At 48.1% G+C, this 15,484-nt stretch carries 28 protein-coding genes; 4 read left to right on the top strand and 24 right to left on the bottom strand.

From position 1 onward, the window contains the following. Positions 1-3 precede the first annotated feature (3 nt). From LRL21_RS45950 to LRL21_RS41490, 14 genes are all read right to left on the bottom strand, one after another. Complete coding sequence (locus LRL21_RS45950) at positions 4-135, bottom strand: hypothetical protein (RefSeq protein WP_275901156.1); 132 nt, start codon at positions 133-135, stop codon at positions 4-6. Continuing rightward, on the bottom strand, positions 132-1,565 hold the full coding sequence (dnaB, locus tag LRL21_RS41550; RefSeq protein WP_240421628.1) for a replicative DNA helicase: 1,434 nt from the start codon (positions 1,563-1,565) through the stop codon (positions 132-134). Before dnaB ends, LRL21_RS45950 begins: the two co-directional genes overlap by 4 nt. After that, positions 1,562-1,906 (bottom strand): replicative helicase loader/inhibitor, encoded by a 345-nt coding sequence (locus LRL21_RS41545; protein WP_240421627.1) that lies wholly within the window; start codon positions 1,904-1,906, stop codon positions 1,562-1,564. Before LRL21_RS41545 ends, dnaB begins: the two co-directional genes overlap by 4 nt. Then, entirely contained in the window at positions 1,884-2,765 is an 882-nt protein-coding gene (locus LRL21_RS41540; RefSeq protein ID WP_240421626.1) for a hypothetical protein, read from the bottom strand. The genes LRL21_RS41545 and LRL21_RS41540 overlap by 23 nt, the downstream gene beginning before the upstream one ends. 39 nt (positions 2,766-2,804) lie before the next feature. Continuing rightward, positions 2,805-2,957: a DUF6906 family protein gene (locus LRL21_RS41535; RefSeq protein WP_240421625.1), complete on the bottom strand. Its 153-nt coding sequence runs from the start codon at positions 2,955-2,957 to the stop codon at positions 2,805-2,807. After that, positions 2,954-3,241, bottom strand: coding sequence for a hypothetical protein (locus LRL21_RS41530; protein ID WP_240421624.1), 288 nt, complete (start codon positions 3,239-3,241; stop codon positions 2,954-2,956). The genes LRL21_RS41535 and LRL21_RS41530 overlap by 4 nt, the downstream gene beginning before the upstream one ends. Continuing rightward, positions 3,238-3,450, bottom strand: coding sequence for a hypothetical protein (locus LRL21_RS41525; protein WP_240421623.1), 213 nt, complete (start codon positions 3,448-3,450; stop codon positions 3,238-3,240). Before LRL21_RS41525 ends, LRL21_RS41530 begins: the two co-directional genes overlap by 4 nt. Beyond that, complete coding sequence (locus tag LRL21_RS41520) at positions 3,447-3,662, bottom strand: hypothetical protein (RefSeq protein WP_240421622.1); 216 nt, start codon at positions 3,660-3,662, stop codon at positions 3,447-3,449. Before LRL21_RS41520 ends, LRL21_RS41525 begins: the two co-directional genes overlap by 4 nt. After that, complete coding sequence (locus LRL21_RS41515; RefSeq protein ID WP_240421621.1) at positions 3,652-6,186, bottom strand: sbcc family protein; 2,535 nt, start codon at positions 6,184-6,186, stop codon at positions 3,652-3,654. Before LRL21_RS41515 ends, LRL21_RS41520 begins: the two co-directional genes overlap by 11 nt. Further along, the gene (locus tag LRL21_RS41510; RefSeq protein WP_240421620.1) at positions 6,183-6,419 is read right to left on the bottom strand and encodes a hypothetical protein; all 237 of its coding nucleotides are present in this window, start codon (positions 6,417-6,419) and stop codon (positions 6,183-6,185) included. The genes LRL21_RS41515 and LRL21_RS41510 overlap by 4 nt, the downstream gene beginning before the upstream one ends. After that, positions 6,416-7,612, bottom strand: coding sequence for a metallophosphoesterase family protein (locus LRL21_RS41505; protein WP_240421619.1), 1,197 nt, complete (start codon positions 7,610-7,612; stop codon positions 6,416-6,418). The genes LRL21_RS41510 and LRL21_RS41505 overlap by 4 nt, the downstream gene beginning before the upstream one ends. After that, a complete protein-coding gene (locus tag LRL21_RS41500; RefSeq protein WP_240421618.1) occupies positions 7,609-8,592 on the bottom strand; it encodes a hypothetical protein in 984 nt (327 codons plus the stop codon). Before LRL21_RS41500 ends, LRL21_RS41505 begins: the two co-directional genes overlap by 4 nt. After that, positions 8,593-8,922: a hypothetical protein gene (locus tag LRL21_RS41495; RefSeq protein ID WP_240421617.1), complete on the bottom strand. Its 330-nt coding sequence runs from the start codon at positions 8,920-8,922 to the stop codon at positions 8,593-8,595. An 80-nt stretch (positions 8,923-9,002) separates the two neighbouring features. Continuing rightward, on the bottom strand, positions 9,003-9,158 hold the full coding sequence (locus LRL21_RS41490; RefSeq protein WP_240421616.1) for a hypothetical protein: 156 nt from the start codon (positions 9,156-9,158) through the stop codon (positions 9,003-9,005). Positions 9,159-9,339: 181 nt separating this feature from the next. On the opposite strand from LRL21_RS41490, the gene LRL21_RS41485 reads away from it, so the two are divergent. Then, positions 9,340-9,540, top strand: coding sequence for a hypothetical protein (locus LRL21_RS41485; RefSeq protein WP_240421615.1), 201 nt, complete (start codon positions 9,340-9,342; stop codon positions 9,538-9,540). 45 nt (positions 9,541-9,585) lie between these two features. Here LRL21_RS41485 and LRL21_RS41480 read toward each other — a convergent pair whose 3' ends face one another. From LRL21_RS41480 to LRL21_RS41440, 10 genes are all read right to left on the bottom strand, one after another. Continuing rightward, positions 9,586-9,744, bottom strand: a complete 159-nt coding sequence (locus LRL21_RS41480) for a hypothetical protein (RefSeq protein ID WP_240421614.1) — start codon at positions 9,742-9,744, stop codon at positions 9,586-9,588. 19 nt (positions 9,745-9,763) lie between these two features. After that, on the bottom strand, positions 9,764-9,919 hold the full coding sequence (locus LRL21_RS41475) for a hypothetical protein (protein WP_240421613.1): 156 nt from the start codon (positions 9,917-9,919) through the stop codon (positions 9,764-9,766). Beyond that, positions 9,916-10,218, bottom strand: coding sequence for an AbrB/MazE/SpoVT family DNA-binding domain-containing protein (locus LRL21_RS41470; RefSeq protein ID WP_240421612.1), 303 nt, complete (start codon positions 10,216-10,218; stop codon positions 9,916-9,918). Before LRL21_RS41470 ends, LRL21_RS41475 begins: the two co-directional genes overlap by 4 nt. Continuing rightward, positions 10,215-11,294, bottom strand: a complete 1,080-nt coding sequence (locus tag LRL21_RS41465) for a DUF932 domain-containing protein (protein ID WP_240421611.1) — start codon at positions 11,292-11,294, stop codon at positions 10,215-10,217. The genes LRL21_RS41470 and LRL21_RS41465 overlap by 4 nt, the downstream gene beginning before the upstream one ends. Further along, a complete protein-coding gene (locus LRL21_RS41460; RefSeq protein WP_240421610.1) occupies positions 11,291-11,587 on the bottom strand; it encodes a hypothetical protein in 297 nt (98 codons plus the stop codon). The genes LRL21_RS41465 and LRL21_RS41460 overlap by 4 nt, the downstream gene beginning before the upstream one ends. Next, complete coding sequence (locus LRL21_RS45945; RefSeq protein ID WP_275901155.1) at positions 11,563-11,697, bottom strand: hypothetical protein; 135 nt, start codon at positions 11,695-11,697, stop codon at positions 11,563-11,565. Before LRL21_RS45945 ends, LRL21_RS41460 begins: the two co-directional genes overlap by 25 nt. Before the next feature lie 12 nt (positions 11,698-11,709). Then, on the bottom strand, positions 11,710-11,934 hold the full coding sequence (locus LRL21_RS41455) for an ABC transporter ATP-binding protein (protein ID WP_240421609.1): 225 nt from the start codon (positions 11,932-11,934) through the stop codon (positions 11,710-11,712). A gap of 18 nt (positions 11,935-11,952) precedes the next feature. Further along, entirely contained in the window at positions 11,953-12,234 is a 282-nt protein-coding gene (locus LRL21_RS41450; RefSeq protein ID WP_240421608.1) for a hypothetical protein, read from the bottom strand. A 76-nt stretch (positions 12,235-12,310) separates the two neighbouring features. Next, the gene (locus LRL21_RS41445) at positions 12,311-12,613 is read right to left on the bottom strand and encodes a helix-turn-helix transcriptional regulator (protein ID WP_240421607.1); all 303 of its coding nucleotides are present in this window, start codon (positions 12,611-12,613) and stop codon (positions 12,311-12,313) included. 42 nt (positions 12,614-12,655) lie between these two features. Next, entirely contained in the window at positions 12,656-12,868 is a 213-nt protein-coding gene (locus tag LRL21_RS41440) for an XRE family transcriptional regulator (RefSeq protein WP_240421606.1), read from the bottom strand. 200 nt (positions 12,869-13,068) lie between these two features. On the opposite strand from LRL21_RS41440, the gene LRL21_RS41435 reads away from it, so the two are divergent. From LRL21_RS41435 to LRL21_RS41425, 3 genes are all read left to right on the top strand, one after another. Continuing rightward, entirely contained in the window at positions 13,069-13,521 is a 453-nt protein-coding gene (locus tag LRL21_RS41435; protein WP_240421605.1) for a helix-turn-helix domain-containing protein, read from the top strand. Positions 13,522-13,538: 17 nt separating this feature from the next. Further along, positions 13,539-14,003 (top strand): ImmA/IrrE family metallo-endopeptidase, encoded by a 465-nt coding sequence (locus LRL21_RS41430; RefSeq protein ID WP_240421604.1) that lies wholly within the window; start codon positions 13,539-13,541, stop codon positions 14,001-14,003. 105 nt (positions 14,004-14,108) lie between these two features. Beyond that, positions 14,109-15,386, top strand: a complete 1,278-nt coding sequence (locus tag LRL21_RS41425; RefSeq protein WP_240421603.1) for a tyrosine-type recombinase/integrase — start codon at positions 14,109-14,111, stop codon at positions 15,384-15,386. Positions 15,387-15,484 lie beyond the last annotated feature (98 nt).

The following is a 15,484-nucleotide window of genomic DNA, read 5'->3' as shown; positions in this document are numbered from 1 at the left end:
GCTTCAAACCCGATACCTCCCCCGGTTACGCCAATAAGGCCGTAGCGTGTACACCACGCCGATCACTTTTCCTCGATGCCGGATTAAGTAGCGAAACTTGGTTTGGTACAATGGATCAAAACGCACCTTTTTCATGCCCCTCTGCCTCCCTTGTACATGTCCGGGATAGCCGGACCGCTTTTATTCTTCACAGGTGGGTCCGTGCTGAATGCCCGCTGCAAACTGACAAATTTATTGAACTGCTTAAGGAATACCAGTTCCACGGTGCCAACCGGACCATTACGCTGTTTAGCGATAATAATCTCGATAACATTCTTTTTTTCGGATTCCTTATCGTAGTAATCATCCCGGTACAAAAACGCCACGATATCCGCATCTTGCTCAATGGCCCCAGACTCTCGAAGGTCAGACATCATCGGACGTTTGTCCTGACGCTGCTCCACACCACGACTCAGCTGGGAGAGCGCAATGACCGGTACATCCAGCTCCCGGGCGATCTGCTTCAAGGTCCGTGTTATTTGGGATACCTCCTCTTGCCTGTTCACGCCACGGCGGCCGCTGCCCTGGATGAGCTGCAAGTAATCGATCAAGATCATCCCAAGCCCACGCTCTTTTTTCAACCAGCGACACTTTGATCGGATTTCATTTACTGTGATGCCGGGGGTATCATCGATATGGATATCTGCCTCGGCGAGTTTACTGACCGCTCCACTCATTCGCTCCCAGTCATCCCCTTCAAAAAGTCCGGATCGCATCCGACTGGCATCAACCTGCGCTTCGGCACATATCATCCGTTGGACCAGCTGGGGAGCACTCATTTCCAAACTAAAAATGGCGACGGTCTCCTTCTCGTTCACCCCTACATTCTGGGCAATGTTCAAAGCAAAAGCTGTCTTACCGACCGAAGGACGAGCTGCAACAATAATCAAATCTGAACGTTGAAAGCCCGCTGTCATCCGGTCTATATCGTCGTATCCTGATTTGATCCCTGTTATACCGCGGTTCGTGTAGCGCGCGTCATACCGTTGTTCCGCATCCTCCCAAACCTGCATCAACACTTGCCTAAGGCCAACAAACTGCTGCGTGGGGGTTGTCTGATCAGATAACTTTGACACTGCCTGCTCTGCCATGACGACAAAATGCTGAACATCTTGTTTTTGTGCAGCTTCTCCGAGCAATGAAAGGGAGGTATCGATTGCTTGACGTCGCATAAACATTTCCTGTACACGAGTTACGTAGTAATCGACATTCGCAAGCGTTGGGACAGCGTTGGCCAGTTCGGATAAGTATCCGATACCACCAGCCGCTTCGATTTCCTCGGAGTCCTGAAGTTGTCCTATGACCGACAGATAATCAACAACTTTTCCTTCCGCAGTAACCTGGCTTATGGCTCTAAAAATCCGCCCGTTTGCCTTGTTGTAAAACTCACCGCCCTGCAGCAGATCCAACATGAGTTCAAGCGCTGCCGTATCCAGCAAAGCAGCACCCAATACCGCTTGTTCCGCCGCCACATCGCAAGGGGGATCAATACCTAAAAGCCCTAATACTTCTTCAAGCCTACTCACTGATCATCTTTCCTTTGCAGCTTCTGTCTGACCCGCTCCCAGTAACCATTTGGCGGCGGTCTGTCATCTGCAGCCCACTGGTCAAGTTTCGCTTGAAAGGCCGCAGCTTCATCCTTGCTTCGCTGACTATCCTGAAGGTCACCGAGCCGTCCGCGAATGTCCGCAATTGTCGGTGGGAAACGATCCGTTAGAATATACTTTTCGACGTTTTCTAACGCAGCCTCAAAGGGGAAATCTCGCAAGTACTTAGCATGATCCCTGACGTTCTCGGGACTTGTATCGAAACTAGGATACCTTCGCTTAATAACTTTCATGAGGTCAATGACTTCGGTTTCGTTCACGTTCCATGGCCTCCAGTCGCATTTTGTCGAGTTCGTCTAAATCTCGCTGTTGCTTGCTTTTGTAGGAGTTTTTTTGATCCGAGCCAATGCCTTCCCTGGCAGCAGGCGGCTCCCCTATGGTTAGTGCCTTCTCATTTCTCCAAGCGTCCCATATCGCATTTTTGTAATACAAAAAACTTGTTGGAAGTTCGAATGCATCTCCTTCGCGTTTGCGCTTGGCCTCAAGGAGGCTCTCCATAGTTCGGATGGTAAAAGGGTTTGGTATACCTCCGGCGACCATCTTACCCATGGCTTCGCGCTCATTCCGTCTCACATGAATCTCAAGGCGGCTGTTAAGAGAACAGTAAGCATTTAATAGTTGCAGGTACGGGTCTTGCTCTTTTTTAGATTCTGAAATTTCATCAGTAGAAATAGTAGTAGAAGTAGTACTAAGATCTTTAAAGTCTTTTAGAGGTGCCACATATGGCACTTCACTTTCGTTGTGATGTGCCACTTTTTGTATATCACTTTCTTGTGATGTGCCACTATTGGCACTTCTCTTTTTAAAGATGTCTTTCTTATTTTTGGCAAGTTTTATGATGTACCCCCGGGCTGTCCGAACGGTCTCAATATAGCCTTCATCCATTAAAAGGGCCATATTCCGCTTAACTGTTCGTTCGCTTGTCATGGCTTCTTGGGCAATGCGCTCATACTTCACGATTGCCCCGCCGTGTACCAGTCCCCAATGGTTTCCCTGTGTGTCGATTTCCTCGCTAGTCACTGCATCGATGCACCACAGGAATTCCCACAATGCAGGCCCAATACGTTCACGGTGTTCGAAAAGACCGCTGGAGACAGGGATTATATGGTTGTCAGGCATGCATGTCTTTTCCCTCCTCCTGCGGACTCTCGATGTAAGTTAAACTAATATACTGCGCTGTTTGCCGGAATTACGGTGTACAAGGCTGAGTTTCTCTGGCATTGATTTTGTGACCAGCCAGTTATCAGGATTGAGTTTAGCTGCCGCAATTGCAATCTTTTGACGCTTAGTTGGTCGCTTGCCATTCTTCATTGTTTGCGCTCCACAACGACACTTTCAGTCCTTACATGGACGGTCCCGACCATCCCATGCTTGGCCATCATCCCCATTTGAATCCCTCGCCCCATTTCAGTTACGAGCGTATTGAATAATTCTGGTACAAGTTCAGGTTTGCTAGATACGGCTATTTGTGCTCCCAAGCCATAAGCGCTTGCCATCAGATGCTCAGAAACTGCTTCCGCTCCTTGGCTCGTTGCCTCAGTAAACATTTTTTCCATCAGATTAAATGCCGCTTTTCTTGCTTCACTTTTGCTCATATACTCCGCTCCTTAATAATCATTTGCTGCCAAGCTTTCGTTTCTTTACAAATCGAGGCTAACATTTCGAAATGCCGCCTGCCTCGAGCAAAGCACACGAACTTTTTACTGCATGTTTCGTAGTAAAACCCATTTAGTACAGGAACCCCTGAAGGGGCAGGTGTTGCTGACCGCGCCTCAGTGAACATCTCTAACTGTTCCACACTCATACCCTTTGCCTCCTGTCGTCTCTCAGCCATATGATGCGCTGTTTGTGGCTAATCTTAATGGGTGTAAAGCCTGGCATCCCAAGCGCAAAGTAAGCTCTTACCTCGCGCTTGAATGCTTCCTGCTCCAAGTTGTACAGCTCCCATATCCGGTTGCCTACATGGGATTCGCACAAAGGGATGCCGTAATCATCATAGATCGGTTCACGCGACATGGACCTCAACACCACCATCGGCATTGTCAAATCGGATCACCTGGTCAAAGGCAGTTTGTGCATCCTCGATATGAGTGATTACAAGAACCTTTTTAAACCGACCGGCCACCTCTTTAATGCTCTCCAGCACAAGGGCACGGTGTTCAGCATCCTGACTGCCTAGCCCCTCATCAATCGTCAACCATTCCACTTTGCTACCGGCACGTTGCGCCAAAAGTTCAGCCAGGGCGAACCGGATAGCGTAATCGATGCGGAGTTGCTCCCCGCCGCTGAAAGTTTCATAGGGGCGTTCAGCGGACCAGTCGCCGATCATGATGTCCAATGTTTCCGTTAAGCCAGCCTTAGACTTAAGCTCCCGCTGAGTCTCGAAACGGACGTAATGTTTGCCCTTGCTCATCTGGCCAAGGATCTCGTTGGCGATCCGCTCGAGCTGCGGCACCGCGTTCTCAATAATGAGTGCCGGGATGCCGTCACGGCCAAATGCCTTGATCAACGTCTGGTACCGAGCCCAGCGCTGCGCCTTAGGCTCCATATCGGCAGCCAGTCTGTCACGCTCTTGCTGATCCAATTCAAGCGTAGCCAGTGCCGCCTTAATACCGCCGATCAGCTCAGCTAGACCTGATGATTGCTTACGCCGCTGTTGCAGAGCTGCTTGCAAACGTCCGAGCTCAAGCTGAAGCGCATCCTGCTCAAGTGTTTCTATAACAAGGAGATCATACTCGACTGTGAGTCTATCCTTTCGCTCGTTCTTCCCAATGATTTCAGCATTTATGGCAGTTATACGCTCTTCCGCATTCAGTTTGGCTTCCTGAGCTACTGATACCTGATCCTTGAGCCTTGCCCAGCGATCCAATTCGATTGCTTTATTGCGCAATTCAGATAAGGGAGCAATGGCTTTGTTGAGCCCGTCAACTCGCTGCTGTAATATCCCTTCTCGTTCTTGAGTATCCGCTTTACGTTTTTCCAGATCACCCTGCTGCTCCTCTGTCTGCTCAAGCAGTTCGTCTTTGCCAGCAAGCTGGGCGAATTTAGAAGCAGGGGCTCGAAGCTCGTCCACCCTCACTTTGCAAGCGCGATGTGCTGCATAATCGTATTCCAATGATTGCTGGTTATCTTCCGCAGTGGCAATACTGCTCTTAAGAGCGTCCAAATAGGTCCGATCCAACGCATTCAGCTGCTGTCGCAACTCCGGCAGTTCCAACACCGCAGCTGCAGCTTCATTCTGAAACTTACAAGTCGGAAGGCATCCGCTGTTATGGATATGAGCCTCTTGCTTTTCCAAAGCGGCGATTTTCTCCGTCAGCAGACGTTCCTCAAGTGTCAAACGGGACGCTTCTCGATCCCGCTTCGATTGTAAGTCAGCCAATTCTGCAACCAGTAAGTTCCACTGATCTGCCAAACTCTCGAACACCTGCAACCGCTCCAGTTCCGCTTCATACAAATTCGCTTGCCCATGAAGCTTGTCCCGATCTGCTAACTGTTGCTGCAGTAGCAGGATGCGTGAAGTGGTAGTGGTCAACGAAGTATCGATTTGTTGCAAGTCAGCCACCGTACCAGCCAAATCCTTGCGAAGTCGATCCAATTCATGCTGCCGTGCTTCAAGAGCTGTAATTTGTTGCTTGACCTGCTCCAGTTCGATTGCCTTGGCATGGATGATCTCGGCATTGAAAAGTATTTTCTCAGCCCGATCAAGCCGACCTACATGTCCTGCCTGCTCCAAATGGAGTGCTGAAAGTTCTTCATCAATGGTCGCTATATCCTTGTTAATTTGCTGGATACGGCTAGTCTTGGCCTTTAATGTGTTCCACTGCGCTTCCGCTTCCTTGATTTTCCGCTCATCTGCATCAATCAAATCTTGCGTTACGCTGTGTTGGTCGCTTGCTACGCCCAGTTCAACTTCCTTAGCAGGCTTTTCAGACAAACGTTCATTGAGCGTCAGTAGCTTGTCCTTGCTTTTCTCAATCTCAAAATGCAGCACGCCTGCCTTCAGCCGAGCACGCTCCTGCAGTTGCTCGTAGGTGTTGAGCCCGAGAATTTGCGAGAGGATCTCCTTCCGTCTGCCGGCCGTCGCCCCCGTGAAGGCGTTGGCCTGGCCTTGCAGAATCATGGAGCTGGCCGTGAATGTCTCATCGTCCAGATTAAGCAACTCTCGAATGACTGCCTCCGTATCAATAATCTTTTCAGCAGACCGGCTTTCCCAACTTCCGTTGACCAGCTCCTGGAATTCAAGCGTAGTTTTGCCCTTGCCCTTCGTGCTCCGCGTCCGGATCGCCCTAAACACACTGCCGCGGTGTTCAAACTCGAATGTGACCATCATTTCCTGTACGCCCTTACGAACCAGATCATCCAGGCTGACACCCTTGATGACATCTCCAAACACTGCAAAACGTGGAGCCAGTGTGAAAGCCGAGCTCTTACCGGCTCCGTTCCGACCAGCGATAGCTGCCAATGAAACCGCCGACAAATCAATGTCGGCGAACTCAATAGCTCTGAAATTATGGATAATGAGGCGTATAGGAATCAACTCGCACCCTCCTTATTAAAAGTCTTCCATTCTTCCGGCCACACATATTTACCATCGATCATTTGCACAACCGTATGATCGCCGCTATCCGTCACACGAATTTCCCGGAACATACCTGTTCTGCCATGCAATTGCGTGTAACGATAGATTTCTTCCGGTGAATTCAAAGTGACAGAAGGAGTATGCCAACCATCCGGCTCTGGATAGCAGTATCCATAAAATGTTTCGCTCATCCTGTAACCTCCAATAACTCCGTCGTCATCGCCTGCAGCTCACTGATCTCTTCCAATCCGTAGCCTTGGTTGTTACCCCAAGCTGATAGCGCCGTGATCGGGCTCAAGTTCTCCGTCACCTCAGCGTCTCGGATTCGCTCCGAACGCTCAACCTCTGCCCGGATCTCGGCAACAAAGAACGCACCCGCATCATACAACGCCCTCTCCAGAGAACGCCGATCAAATTGCTTCTGCAATTCTTCCGAGCAGGCATATCTCACCCGGACAATTGCATCCTTAACCAGTGCGAAGTCGTCCAGTTGACCATCAAGCCATGCTTGAATATCCATGTCGCACCAATCGATGGTTTTGAAGCGTCGGGCAGGTGTCTCAATGAATCGGGAAACGGTGTGTTTAAGTCCCTCGTATCCATCTGTAAACTCATGGATATAAAACCCGGGCATCGTCCTTTCATCACCAAAATTGTGCCGTTCGGGAGCCCCGCTGTAAAAGACATTGCTGCCAGCCTTTTGTGGCCTGTGAATATGCCCCAAGCAGACCAGATCAAACATGCGTGCAGCTTCATCCGTTAAGATAGGTTCATTCTGAAGCAATGCATCTTCAAAGCCCGTATCAGCCAGATCAAAAGTTAAGTGGCTCATAAGGATCATTGGGACAGCTTTGCCAGCCACAATACTTGTCGTATGGTCAGCCAGCCCCCGGCACTGATCCGTAATCCACTCGGTCATTTTCTGATGGAATTCATGCGGCGGTAAACCTGCGAAAGCCGGCTCTGTAGCGAACGTAGATCGATTCATCCCTGGTAGGCAGGCAATGTTCAAGCCTTTCACATGAAGAACCGTGTCCAATTCTGTGAAAATGTGAACGTTGGGGATCTGCATCTCACGTATCAGATGGTAAGCACTGATGGCATCATGCGAAGGGGTCCCGCTAATCACTACGACTTCAATTCCGGCGTCAGACAATTTACGAAGCCAGGAAGTGAACGCCTTGATCTCAGCCGTCGCCCTGTCAATGTAAACACGGGCGTCCTTAAATGCGTCACCGCAGAACAGTACAAGTTCACACTGCTCCGCGATAATACGATCCGCAACACCATCCATCGTACGAGTAATGTCCTCAAAACGTGAGGAAGGCGTAGGCCCCTGATAACCAAAGCCCCAGTGGCTGTCTGCAACATGCGCTATTTTCATAGATCCTCCGGTAGGTCGAGATCATCCTCAGAGCCAGTCCCGGCGATATATTGATCAAGATGGTCGCCAACAGCCTTCCACTCTGCCTCATTTTTTATGTCTTGCACAACCTTTTTCACATCACGACCGAGAGCATTTGAGGCTTCCCTAGCAAGACCATTCCAATCCAGATCCGCCTGCTTCATAAGGGATAGCACCCGATTTTTCTGTGTAGCTGCTCCCTGCTGTTGGTTCCCAGCAGAGGCCGCGGACTGGTTGCGCGCAGTATTCGCATTTGCGGTTCGCCCCTTGGCTTTCTTACGATCTTCCTCAGGCACATTAGCAAACTCGTCCATTTCCGCTTCCTCTTGAGTAAAGATGCCGCTGGATCGAGTGCACTGCAGCGTCAGCCCCACATATGCACGCTTATAAGCCATTTTCAGCACTGTATTCCACTGGCTAAATAAATCTTCATTCGGGATGCGATATTGCTTGTAGGTGTTCCCAGTTTTTTGTCCATCCTTCCAGTCATCCTTAAGCTCAAAGAACAAATCTTGTTTTTCCAAATGGGCGGGGACCTTACTCTCGCTAACCCATCTGTACCGGTATTTGGATTCGAAGGTGCTGCATTCACCTACGCCTTCGCCGACGATGATGCCGGATGATCGGTGTATCAATTGCAATGTATAGCACACACGATAGTATCCGCTATCGAATTCGCGTTCCTCTTCTTTGCTTTTTACATGAGCCGCAAAACCGTACAACTCGCATAATTTTTCCGCGCCTGGTTTGTACAATGTGGGCTTCTGCGTCCCGGGTACAACACCAAAATCCTCATCCTTCACCATAATTTCTTTGAAAAACTCTTGGAGGAAATCATATTTCGCCTTCATATCGGTCAGCCTCCGTTTGAAATCGGCAACGCTACCCAATTCAAAATCAACGATTGCACTACCTCCGGCATTTCCACCTGAGGAGGGTAGAACTTGAATTTCGCTCAATTACGCCGCCCCCTTCAGCAATTCAGCTACAGCATGAAGAGCTTTGAATTCGTAACGATGACGTTCCAAACGAACAGATGCATTCTTCAGATTTAATTCAGCATCTGAAAGAATTTCACGTTCGTGCGTCGTGAACTGACGTGCTTGGGCCGCCCTTGTTTCTGCATTTTTTCCATCAAGCATATTGCCGAGAAGAAGAGAGTCCTCTTTTTGCTGCAGCATGTCCTTGGCGTCGATCAGCCGGGCATGAGCCTGCAAAACATTCTCCTCAGCGATCGTAATTTCTGCCGGCAATGCCAGCAGTCTTTTAATAATGGTCTGTATATCCATGGTTGCCTCCTTGTCGCCCCCACCCATCCGTGATAAAATGGGGGCATCTACTGTTTTGATGTAGCCCGCTGCCAGGCGGGTTATTTACCTTTCTTGCAGCACTTGCATTTGCGCGGATAGCCTGGCTCTTCGCCGTCAATAACGTCACCGCAAGCTTCGCATAACAAACCTTCCAAAATCATATCAGCAGCTTCACCCACAGGCTTACCTCCTTCCTCTGTAATGGTATAAAACAAGGGAATCAGTTTTGATACTGCCGTCTCGGGAATCCCTGGCATGGCGGATCTGCAACCGCCGCAGCATATATGTTTTTTCGGTGGATATACCAAGCCACCGTCCCTTGGATGGTCTGCACCATCGTTCGCCGCTCAAGGTCGCCGGAGGGAAAGGGGGAAGCCCCGGTTTGAGCGGCCAACGATGAAGCCGAAGCTTGAGATCATCACCGCGAGAGTTGCCATTTTCCCAACCCATCGACCCATCGGACCGATCACTCGAATCAAACAGGCGGTTATGTGGCTAATGGCGAACCAGCCGCTGTATTTTCCTTTTGATGAGGGAGTCAACAACGACAAACAATGGAACCCTCGCGCTAATGATCTAAATGATATCGACGCTTAACCGCATCACTGGAGGTTCGATCGCTCAAACCCCCACCTGATAGGGTCAAACTAAATGCCGTTTAATTTCATCTTCAGTAGTCTCATATTGTGCCAGCCTTCTTTCCAAAACATTGGCTGCTAAATAGAATCCTCCGTCTGTTAGTACCACTATTGCTTCTTTGAGCTCATTTTTGATATCTTCCGCTGCATCAAAAACATTCATTTCTTGCCCTCCCACGCCATTATTCCGAAAACTCGACGATTTTCGTTCCTTTAAAATCAGCATCTGTATTGCTGCAGCTTGGGCATGCTGGTTCGTCCGATTGATCCGTTTCTACCGCATAGCCCAAGCAGCAATTCTGACATTCGTAAAAATCGTATGGGGCGCTGAAGCTCATGATTCGCCCTCCAGCATTTGAGTGCCAGCAGTTTGATTCTCGTTCGCAATCGGCACAATGGCGTTGATGGTCTTGATGCAGCCGGCGCAAATTTCCTTACCTGGACACAAAGGCGTCAAAGATTCTAGAGATCCGCACAATATGCAGCCTGGGACGTATTTCCTTAACAGCACGAGATCACCGTCCACAAATATTTCAAGCGGATCGCCCTCGGAAATTCCAAATGTGCGGCGAATCTCCTTCGGAATTACTACACGACCAAGATCATCAATACGACGTACTATGCCAGTTCCTTTCATTGGCTTTGCCCTCCTTTGTTAAGATCGTTCCATTCATTGCTAGTTACATTTAGGACATCCCAGCCCAGTGATTCCATCTCTGTCGAGCGGTCGTAACTTTCAACATCTTGGGCTGCGCGGGTCATTGCGTTGCTAAGTCCAAAGAGCGATAAATCGGATCCCTTGATCAAATGCTGCAACACGCTTTCTGATTCACCTTGGTTGAGGTTCCACTTCTTTGCCGATAGTTCAACAACATCTTGGATTTTGCCTGTGATTGGTGCCTCAGTCGCTTCCCGCATCTTATCGACAACTTTATGAAACTTCGCTTCGTCAACAGCAGCGCGAACGGTATCCTGAATTTTCATCATGAACGCCTTGTCATCCGCCTGAAGGGTCTCGTCCCTGAACAACTCGTACTCATCCCCAGTATTTTGTCGCCCAACATGATAACGGCGCTGACCCAAGTCGTTAACGATCATGCCATTCGAGCAGACGAGCCGGAATACCAAGGGTTGAACACTGACAGCACCGTGGCCAACTTCACTGTTAGAGATCAAGATGCCAGCCTGAACGATGTCACCTTTCCGAACCTCAGTCTCAAGCCGCGGATTGACAATTTTGAGATACATCCGGCTATCCGTCAGCTCGCTGCTCTCAACCCGTGCGTCCCGCATTTCGCCAATCACTGGTAGCACAGCTGAGGCAATCTCGAAATTATCAATCCTGCGATATCGATCCGATAGGAACGCCCTGGCGTTACCATCCAATGTCCTCACCATTCTGCGTGCAGGCTGCTTATGGAACCATGCATTTACATTCGTGGTAAGCAAATCAGGGTATTCCTTCAGCATACGGTCATAATATTTTGCTGGAATGCTCAGGTGTGTACCCACTTGACGGTGTGCAATATCGTTCATTGAAAAGCGATCAATGTTAACGTGTTCCCCTTTGATGGACTGGACGATATCTAAATTTGGCTTTCCGCTATCCATGGCCATGCTAATTTTTCGAGTATCCAAAATGAAGTCCCGTTTTACGTTGTTTTGACGATCCAATTCAATCGCTAATTCTTGCAGAGTTTTCCCAGTTTTCATTTGTCGTTTTCCCCCTTGCCCAGCATCCGCCATTGCGCTATACTGGGTCTAAGTATATTTCCTTGCTTTTCAACCAGCCGCCCCGCCAGGCGGCTATTTTCTTTTTCCTCTTCCAACATTGCTAATTGCTCAGCTTCGAGTTGAGCAATTTCACTTTCCAACCATTCCCTCACCTTTTCCACGTTGTCGAACCTCTCCGGATGTATCACAGTAATGGAAAGAAAAGAGTCCAATTCATCAATACGGCGTTGGATCTCAGCATTCATAATCAAGCCGCTAAGTACGCTTCCCATGTCCCCGCCCTCACCTTCTGCACAAATTGCTCGAACCGGATACCGTAGCGCTCTAAAATCTGGTGATATACAAAGTACTCGCCCAACCGATCAAGCATTTCGTCTGACATTCACACTCCTCCTTACCAAACTGAATGCTCGTGCTGGTTCAACACGTGAATTTCGAGCATCATCGCCATTGCCGGTCGAAGTTCATACCTACGTAGTTCCTTCATGACGGCTTCGCGTCCCCGCGCCGTAAGGCGATACCCGCTGTCCGTTAATACTAATTTGCCATCCTCGATCAACTGCCGTTTGCAGGCATCAACAAGGCTATCCTGGATTATGTCATTTTGCTGTGCGCCCAAATGCCTTCCCTCCTCTCATCATCCAAACCTTAGTCTCAACGCTTCAAACACGAGCTGCTTGTTATTGAAGTCCAGATGGTCCATGTCGGACAAGTTGACCTTATGCTGTTCGTTATACATGTGCAGGGCTAAGTTGAGCATGAATTTCTCCGACTCGGCCCAAGGCTTTGCCAGCTTCTTCAAGGCAGCGGCCTGGATCGTGCCTTCTTCCAAATTGAAATACTGTATAGTCAGGTAGCGGTTAAGCTTTGGGTTGTTCAAAAATAAGTACAGCGTTCCGCTCCAATAGCGGTCTTTCATAAGGCTTGCTGATATTTGCATAGTTGTTATCACCTCCTTCCTCGTAATCTACTTAACACTCCGATAGCTTGATAGATTATTTTAGGTCAGGGCAACTGGCCTGCTCACGTTCAAGCATCCAGGCATCTAAAGTCGATTGTCGGAACAGATATACCGGTTTATTCGATCGGATGGAACCTGCTGGTATATGTGGGATTTGTTTTTCAGCGCACATGACATAGATCGTCTTGCGACTTACACCAATGTAATCTGCCGCTTCCTGGGTATTTAATGTTCGATCCGGTTTAATCTGCGTTTGAACTTGACTTAGTACCCGACGAACCGCTTCAGCGGTAGCCGCCTCGACAAGAGATTCAAAAATCTGGTCAGCAACGCTCATAATGACCTCCTCATAATAAAGAAATAACTAAAAGCATCTCGGTTAGGATGTGTTCTGATTTGTCTGTTTAAATAAATAATCTAAAGGCATATCAGGAAAATAAGTTTCTTTAATCCTGAAAGCTTCGTCTAGCAGAAAAGGATATTTCCCATTCAATTTGTCAGATACAGTGGCTGTTCGATTCTTGAATAAACAAGCTAAATCTTTTCTTTTTATACCTCTTCTGGCCATTTCTGCATCGAGGTTTGGATACATACTATCACCTCCTGATGTTACGACATATCGTATGTGATGAGGTAAATATATACGATTTAAAGTAACTTGTCAACAATTAATTTCCATTTATATACTCAAAATCGTAACTTATTAGTTTACAAATAAAAATTGACATGGTATCTTTAGATAGGAGTTACGAAATTGCGTAAGTTTAAATTGATTTGAGAGGTAGTGTATTAGTGACTAGAGGGGAATATTTAACTAAAATAATTGAGGAAAAAGGATTTAATGTCATGAGCTTATCCAAAGCATCGGGAGTAGCTTACACAACAATCCGTTCTATGATAGAGCGAGACTTAGCGAATGCATCTATAGACAATGTTTTGAAAATATGTAGAACGCTAGGGATAGATGCTGAATCACTTGGTAAAACCGATTCAGAGAGGGAAATTTCCTCACGCGGCAATTCTTTAGACCCTTACGCCTTATCATCAAAAGATGAACGCGACATTATGAAGCGTCTTGAGAAGATTAAAGAAGATTTGGCTAGCGACATGGCTCTTGCATATAACGGCGAGCCGCTGGAGGATGAAGAAGATCGAGAGGCTTTGCTTGCATCAATCGAAAACACGTTGCGGCTTTCCAAATACATGGCCAAAAAGAAATTTACGCCAAATAAATATCGCAAATAGTCTCCGGGGGGCTTTGAATGGTAAATATGGTGAAAAAGCTAATTCAACTCCACGGAACCAATGACCCCTTTAGAATAGCCAGCATGAGAAATATTTTGGTTCTGTATGAATACTTGGGAAAATCGACTTGGGGTTACTTTAGCTGTGTGAACCGCATCCCGATTATTCACTTGCATGAGCTAATGAAAGAGGCTCAATCGCGGTTTACTTGTGCCCATGAACTAGCCCACTCTCTACTCCATCCAAAAGTAAACACGCCGTATTTAAAGGCTCACACGTTGCAGTCCATCGACAAGGTCGAACGCGAGGCCAACCAGTTCGCCGTTGAACTGCTGATTTCCGATGAATTGCTATTGACCGGCATGACGATCTATGATGCCGCTGTCGCCTGCGGCGTTCCAGAAGAAGTCGCACACCTGAAAAGCAAACCTGAACGTAAACTTAATCTTTGGACAAACGAGGACTCATTCATTAACCTATAGATCTTACCACCCCAGAATTTACATACTAACTTTGCGCTTTCCAGCTGCAAGGCTGTTTACTCATAGATAAAAACAGAACATACGTTTGGGATGGGAGTTTTTGAAATGGCTAAGGGAAGTATCGAAAAACGCAGCAGTAATTCTTGGCGCCTCACGGTAGAAGCTGGTAATCAGATCGGTGGCGGGAGAGGGCGGGAACGCAAAACAATCGTAATCGAGGACAAGGCACTTTTAAGGACCACAAAGAAATTACAGGATTATTTGGATGGTGAATTATCAAAATTCAAGATTGAGGTGGAGGCCGGGGAATACATCGCCCCTGACAAAATGCTCTTTTCAGCTTTCGTCGAGGAGTGGAAGGAGAAGTACGCAAAGAAAAAGCTGGCCGCGCTAACATACAAAACCTATGTACATCATTTGGACAACCACATCCTACCGACGCTCGGACATATGCGCGTTGACCAGATCCAGACCATGCACCTGGTGACGTTTGCCAACGACCTCCGAAAAGAGGGCGCACGAAAGGATCGGAAAAACGGCGTGCTGTCTCCAGGAACGATTGAGTATATTTACCGCGTTACTAAAAATGTGTTTAGCCGAGCGGTCGATTGGCGGCTTCTGAAGGAGAATCCAATGAATGGCGTGCCTAAACCAAAAGTAGAGCAGCAGGAAATGAGATACTACGATGAAGAACAGGCCCAGTTGGTGATTCAAAAACTCTATGAATCCGCTCCGGTTGTGTGGCGGATGTTCTGCTTGGGTGCTATGCTGGGCGGTTTTCGTCGCGGCGAGCTGCTTGGCCTAGAGTGGCCGGATGTGGATTTCAAGGAGAATACGGTGGCGATCAAACGCAGTATATCGCTGACGGAGAACAGCCAAGCGGTGCGAAAAGGCCCAAAGAATAATACTTCCAAACGGATTGTATCTATGCCAGAATGGTACATGGCCGAGTTAAAAGAGTATCACAAACAGTGGATGGTTACCTTCTGGAAAATGTCCGAACTCAATAAATGGTTGGGCGGTGATCGACAAGTTGTTTTCCATGCCGGATTTGGCAAACCGTTCTATCACACGCAGCCGTCCAAATGGTGGACTAAGTTTTTGATTAAGCATGGATTTGAGCACATCCGTTTCCATGATCTGCGGCACACCTCAGCCACCATCTTGATCGAAAACGATGCGGATATGAAGGCGATTCAAAAACGGCTCGGCCATTCAAAGTATCAAACCACGGCAGACCTGTATACACACGTCACCAAAAAAGTTAGCAAAGAGACCGCTGCTAAATTCGATCATTTGAATCCGTCCCCAATCCGTCCCCAAGGCCACAAAGAGAGAGATACAGAGACCATTCTCCCGCCGTTCACAGACGCCCAAAAATAAAGAGAAACCCTTGTGCTAGAAGGATTTCTCTAATAGGGTCTAACAATGCGGTCGGCGGGATTTGAACCCGCACGTCCATGGGACACTACCCCCTCAAG

Source organism: Paenibacillus periandrae, from assembly GCF_022458865.1.
Classification (GTDB): Bacteria; Bacillota; Bacilli; order Paenibacillales; family NBRC-103111; genus Paenibacillus_S; species Paenibacillus_S periandrae.
The sequence above is the reverse complement of the archived record's forward strand: the minus strand, read 5'-3'. Positions and strand labels throughout refer to the sequence as shown.

Bases quoted from the DNA above. Each gene is read 5' to 3' on its own strand.
- LRL21_RS41465 (WP_240421611.1), bottom strand. From the start codon at position 11,294: ATGAAAACTGGGAAAACTCTGCAAGAATTAGCGATTGAATTGGATCGT.
- LRL21_RS41530 (WP_240421624.1), bottom strand. From the start codon at position 3,241: ATGAGCAAAAGTGAAGCAAGAAAAGCGGCATTTAATCTGATGGAAAAA.
- LRL21_RS41535 (WP_240421625.1), bottom strand. From the start codon at position 2,957: ATGAAGAATGGCAAGCGACCAACTAAGCGTCAAAAGATTGCAATTGCG.
- LRL21_RS45945 (WP_275901155.1), bottom strand. From the start codon at position 11,697: ATGTCAGACGAAATGCTTGATCGGTTGGGCGAGTACTTTGTATATCAC.
- LRL21_RS41525 (WP_240421623.1), bottom strand. From the start codon at position 3,450: ATGAGTGTGGAACAGTTAGAGATGTTCACTGAGGCGCGGTCAGCAACA.
- LRL21_RS41540 (WP_240421626.1), bottom strand. From the start codon at position 2,765: ATGCCTGACAACCATATAATCCCTGTCTCCAGCGGTCTTTTCGAACAC.
- LRL21_RS41470 (WP_240421612.1), bottom strand. From the start codon at position 10,218: ATGAAAGGAACTGGCATAGTACGTCGTATTGATGATCTTGGTCGTGTA.
- LRL21_RS41480 (WP_240421614.1), bottom strand. From the start codon at position 9,744: ATGAATGTTTTTGATGCAGCGGAAGATATCAAAAATGAGCTCAAAGAA.
- LRL21_RS41520 (WP_240421622.1), bottom strand. From the start codon at position 3,662: ATGTCGCGTGAACCGATCTATGATGATTACGGCATCCCTTTGTGCGAA.
- LRL21_RS41430 (WP_240421604.1), top strand. From the start codon at position 13,539: ATGGTAAATATGGTGAAAAAGCTAATTCAACTCCACGGAACCAATGAC.
- LRL21_RS41505 (WP_240421619.1), bottom strand. From the start codon at position 7,612: ATGAAAATAGCGCATGTTGCAGACAGCCACTGGGGCTTTGGTTATCAG.
- LRL21_RS41495 (WP_240421617.1), bottom strand. From the start codon at position 8,922: ATGGATATACAGACCATTATTAAAAGACTGCTGGCATTGCCGGCAGAA.
- LRL21_RS41445 (WP_240421607.1), bottom strand. From the start codon at position 12,613: ATGAGCGTTGCTGACCAGATTTTTGAATCTCTTGTCGAGGCGGCTACC.
- LRL21_RS41450 (WP_240421608.1), bottom strand. From the start codon at position 12,234: ATGAAAGACCGCTATTGGAGCGGAACGCTGTACTTATTTTTGAACAAC.
- LRL21_RS41440 (WP_240421606.1), bottom strand. From the start codon at position 12,868: ATGTATCCAAACCTCGATGCAGAAATGGCCAGAAGAGGTATAAAAAGA.
- LRL21_RS41485 (WP_240421615.1), top strand. From the start codon at position 9,340: ATGAAGCCGAAGCTTGAGATCATCACCGCGAGAGTTGCCATTTTCCCA.
- LRL21_RS41510 (WP_240421620.1), bottom strand. From the start codon at position 6,419: ATGAGCGAAACATTTTATGGATACTGCTATCCAGAGCCGGATGGTTGG.
- LRL21_RS41460 (WP_240421610.1), bottom strand. From the start codon at position 11,587: ATGGGAAGCGTACTTAGCGGCTTGATTATGAATGCTGAGATCCAACGC.
- LRL21_RS41425 (WP_240421603.1), top strand. From the start codon at position 14,109: ATGGCTAAGGGAAGTATCGAAAAACGCAGCAGTAATTCTTGGCGCCTC.
- LRL21_RS45950 (WP_275901156.1), bottom strand. From the start codon at position 135: ATGAAAAAGGTGCGTTTTGATCCATTGTACCAAACCAAGTTTCGCTAC.
- LRL21_RS41475 (WP_240421613.1), bottom strand. From the start codon at position 9,919: ATGAGCTTCAGCGCCCCATACGATTTTTACGAATGTCAGAATTGCTGC.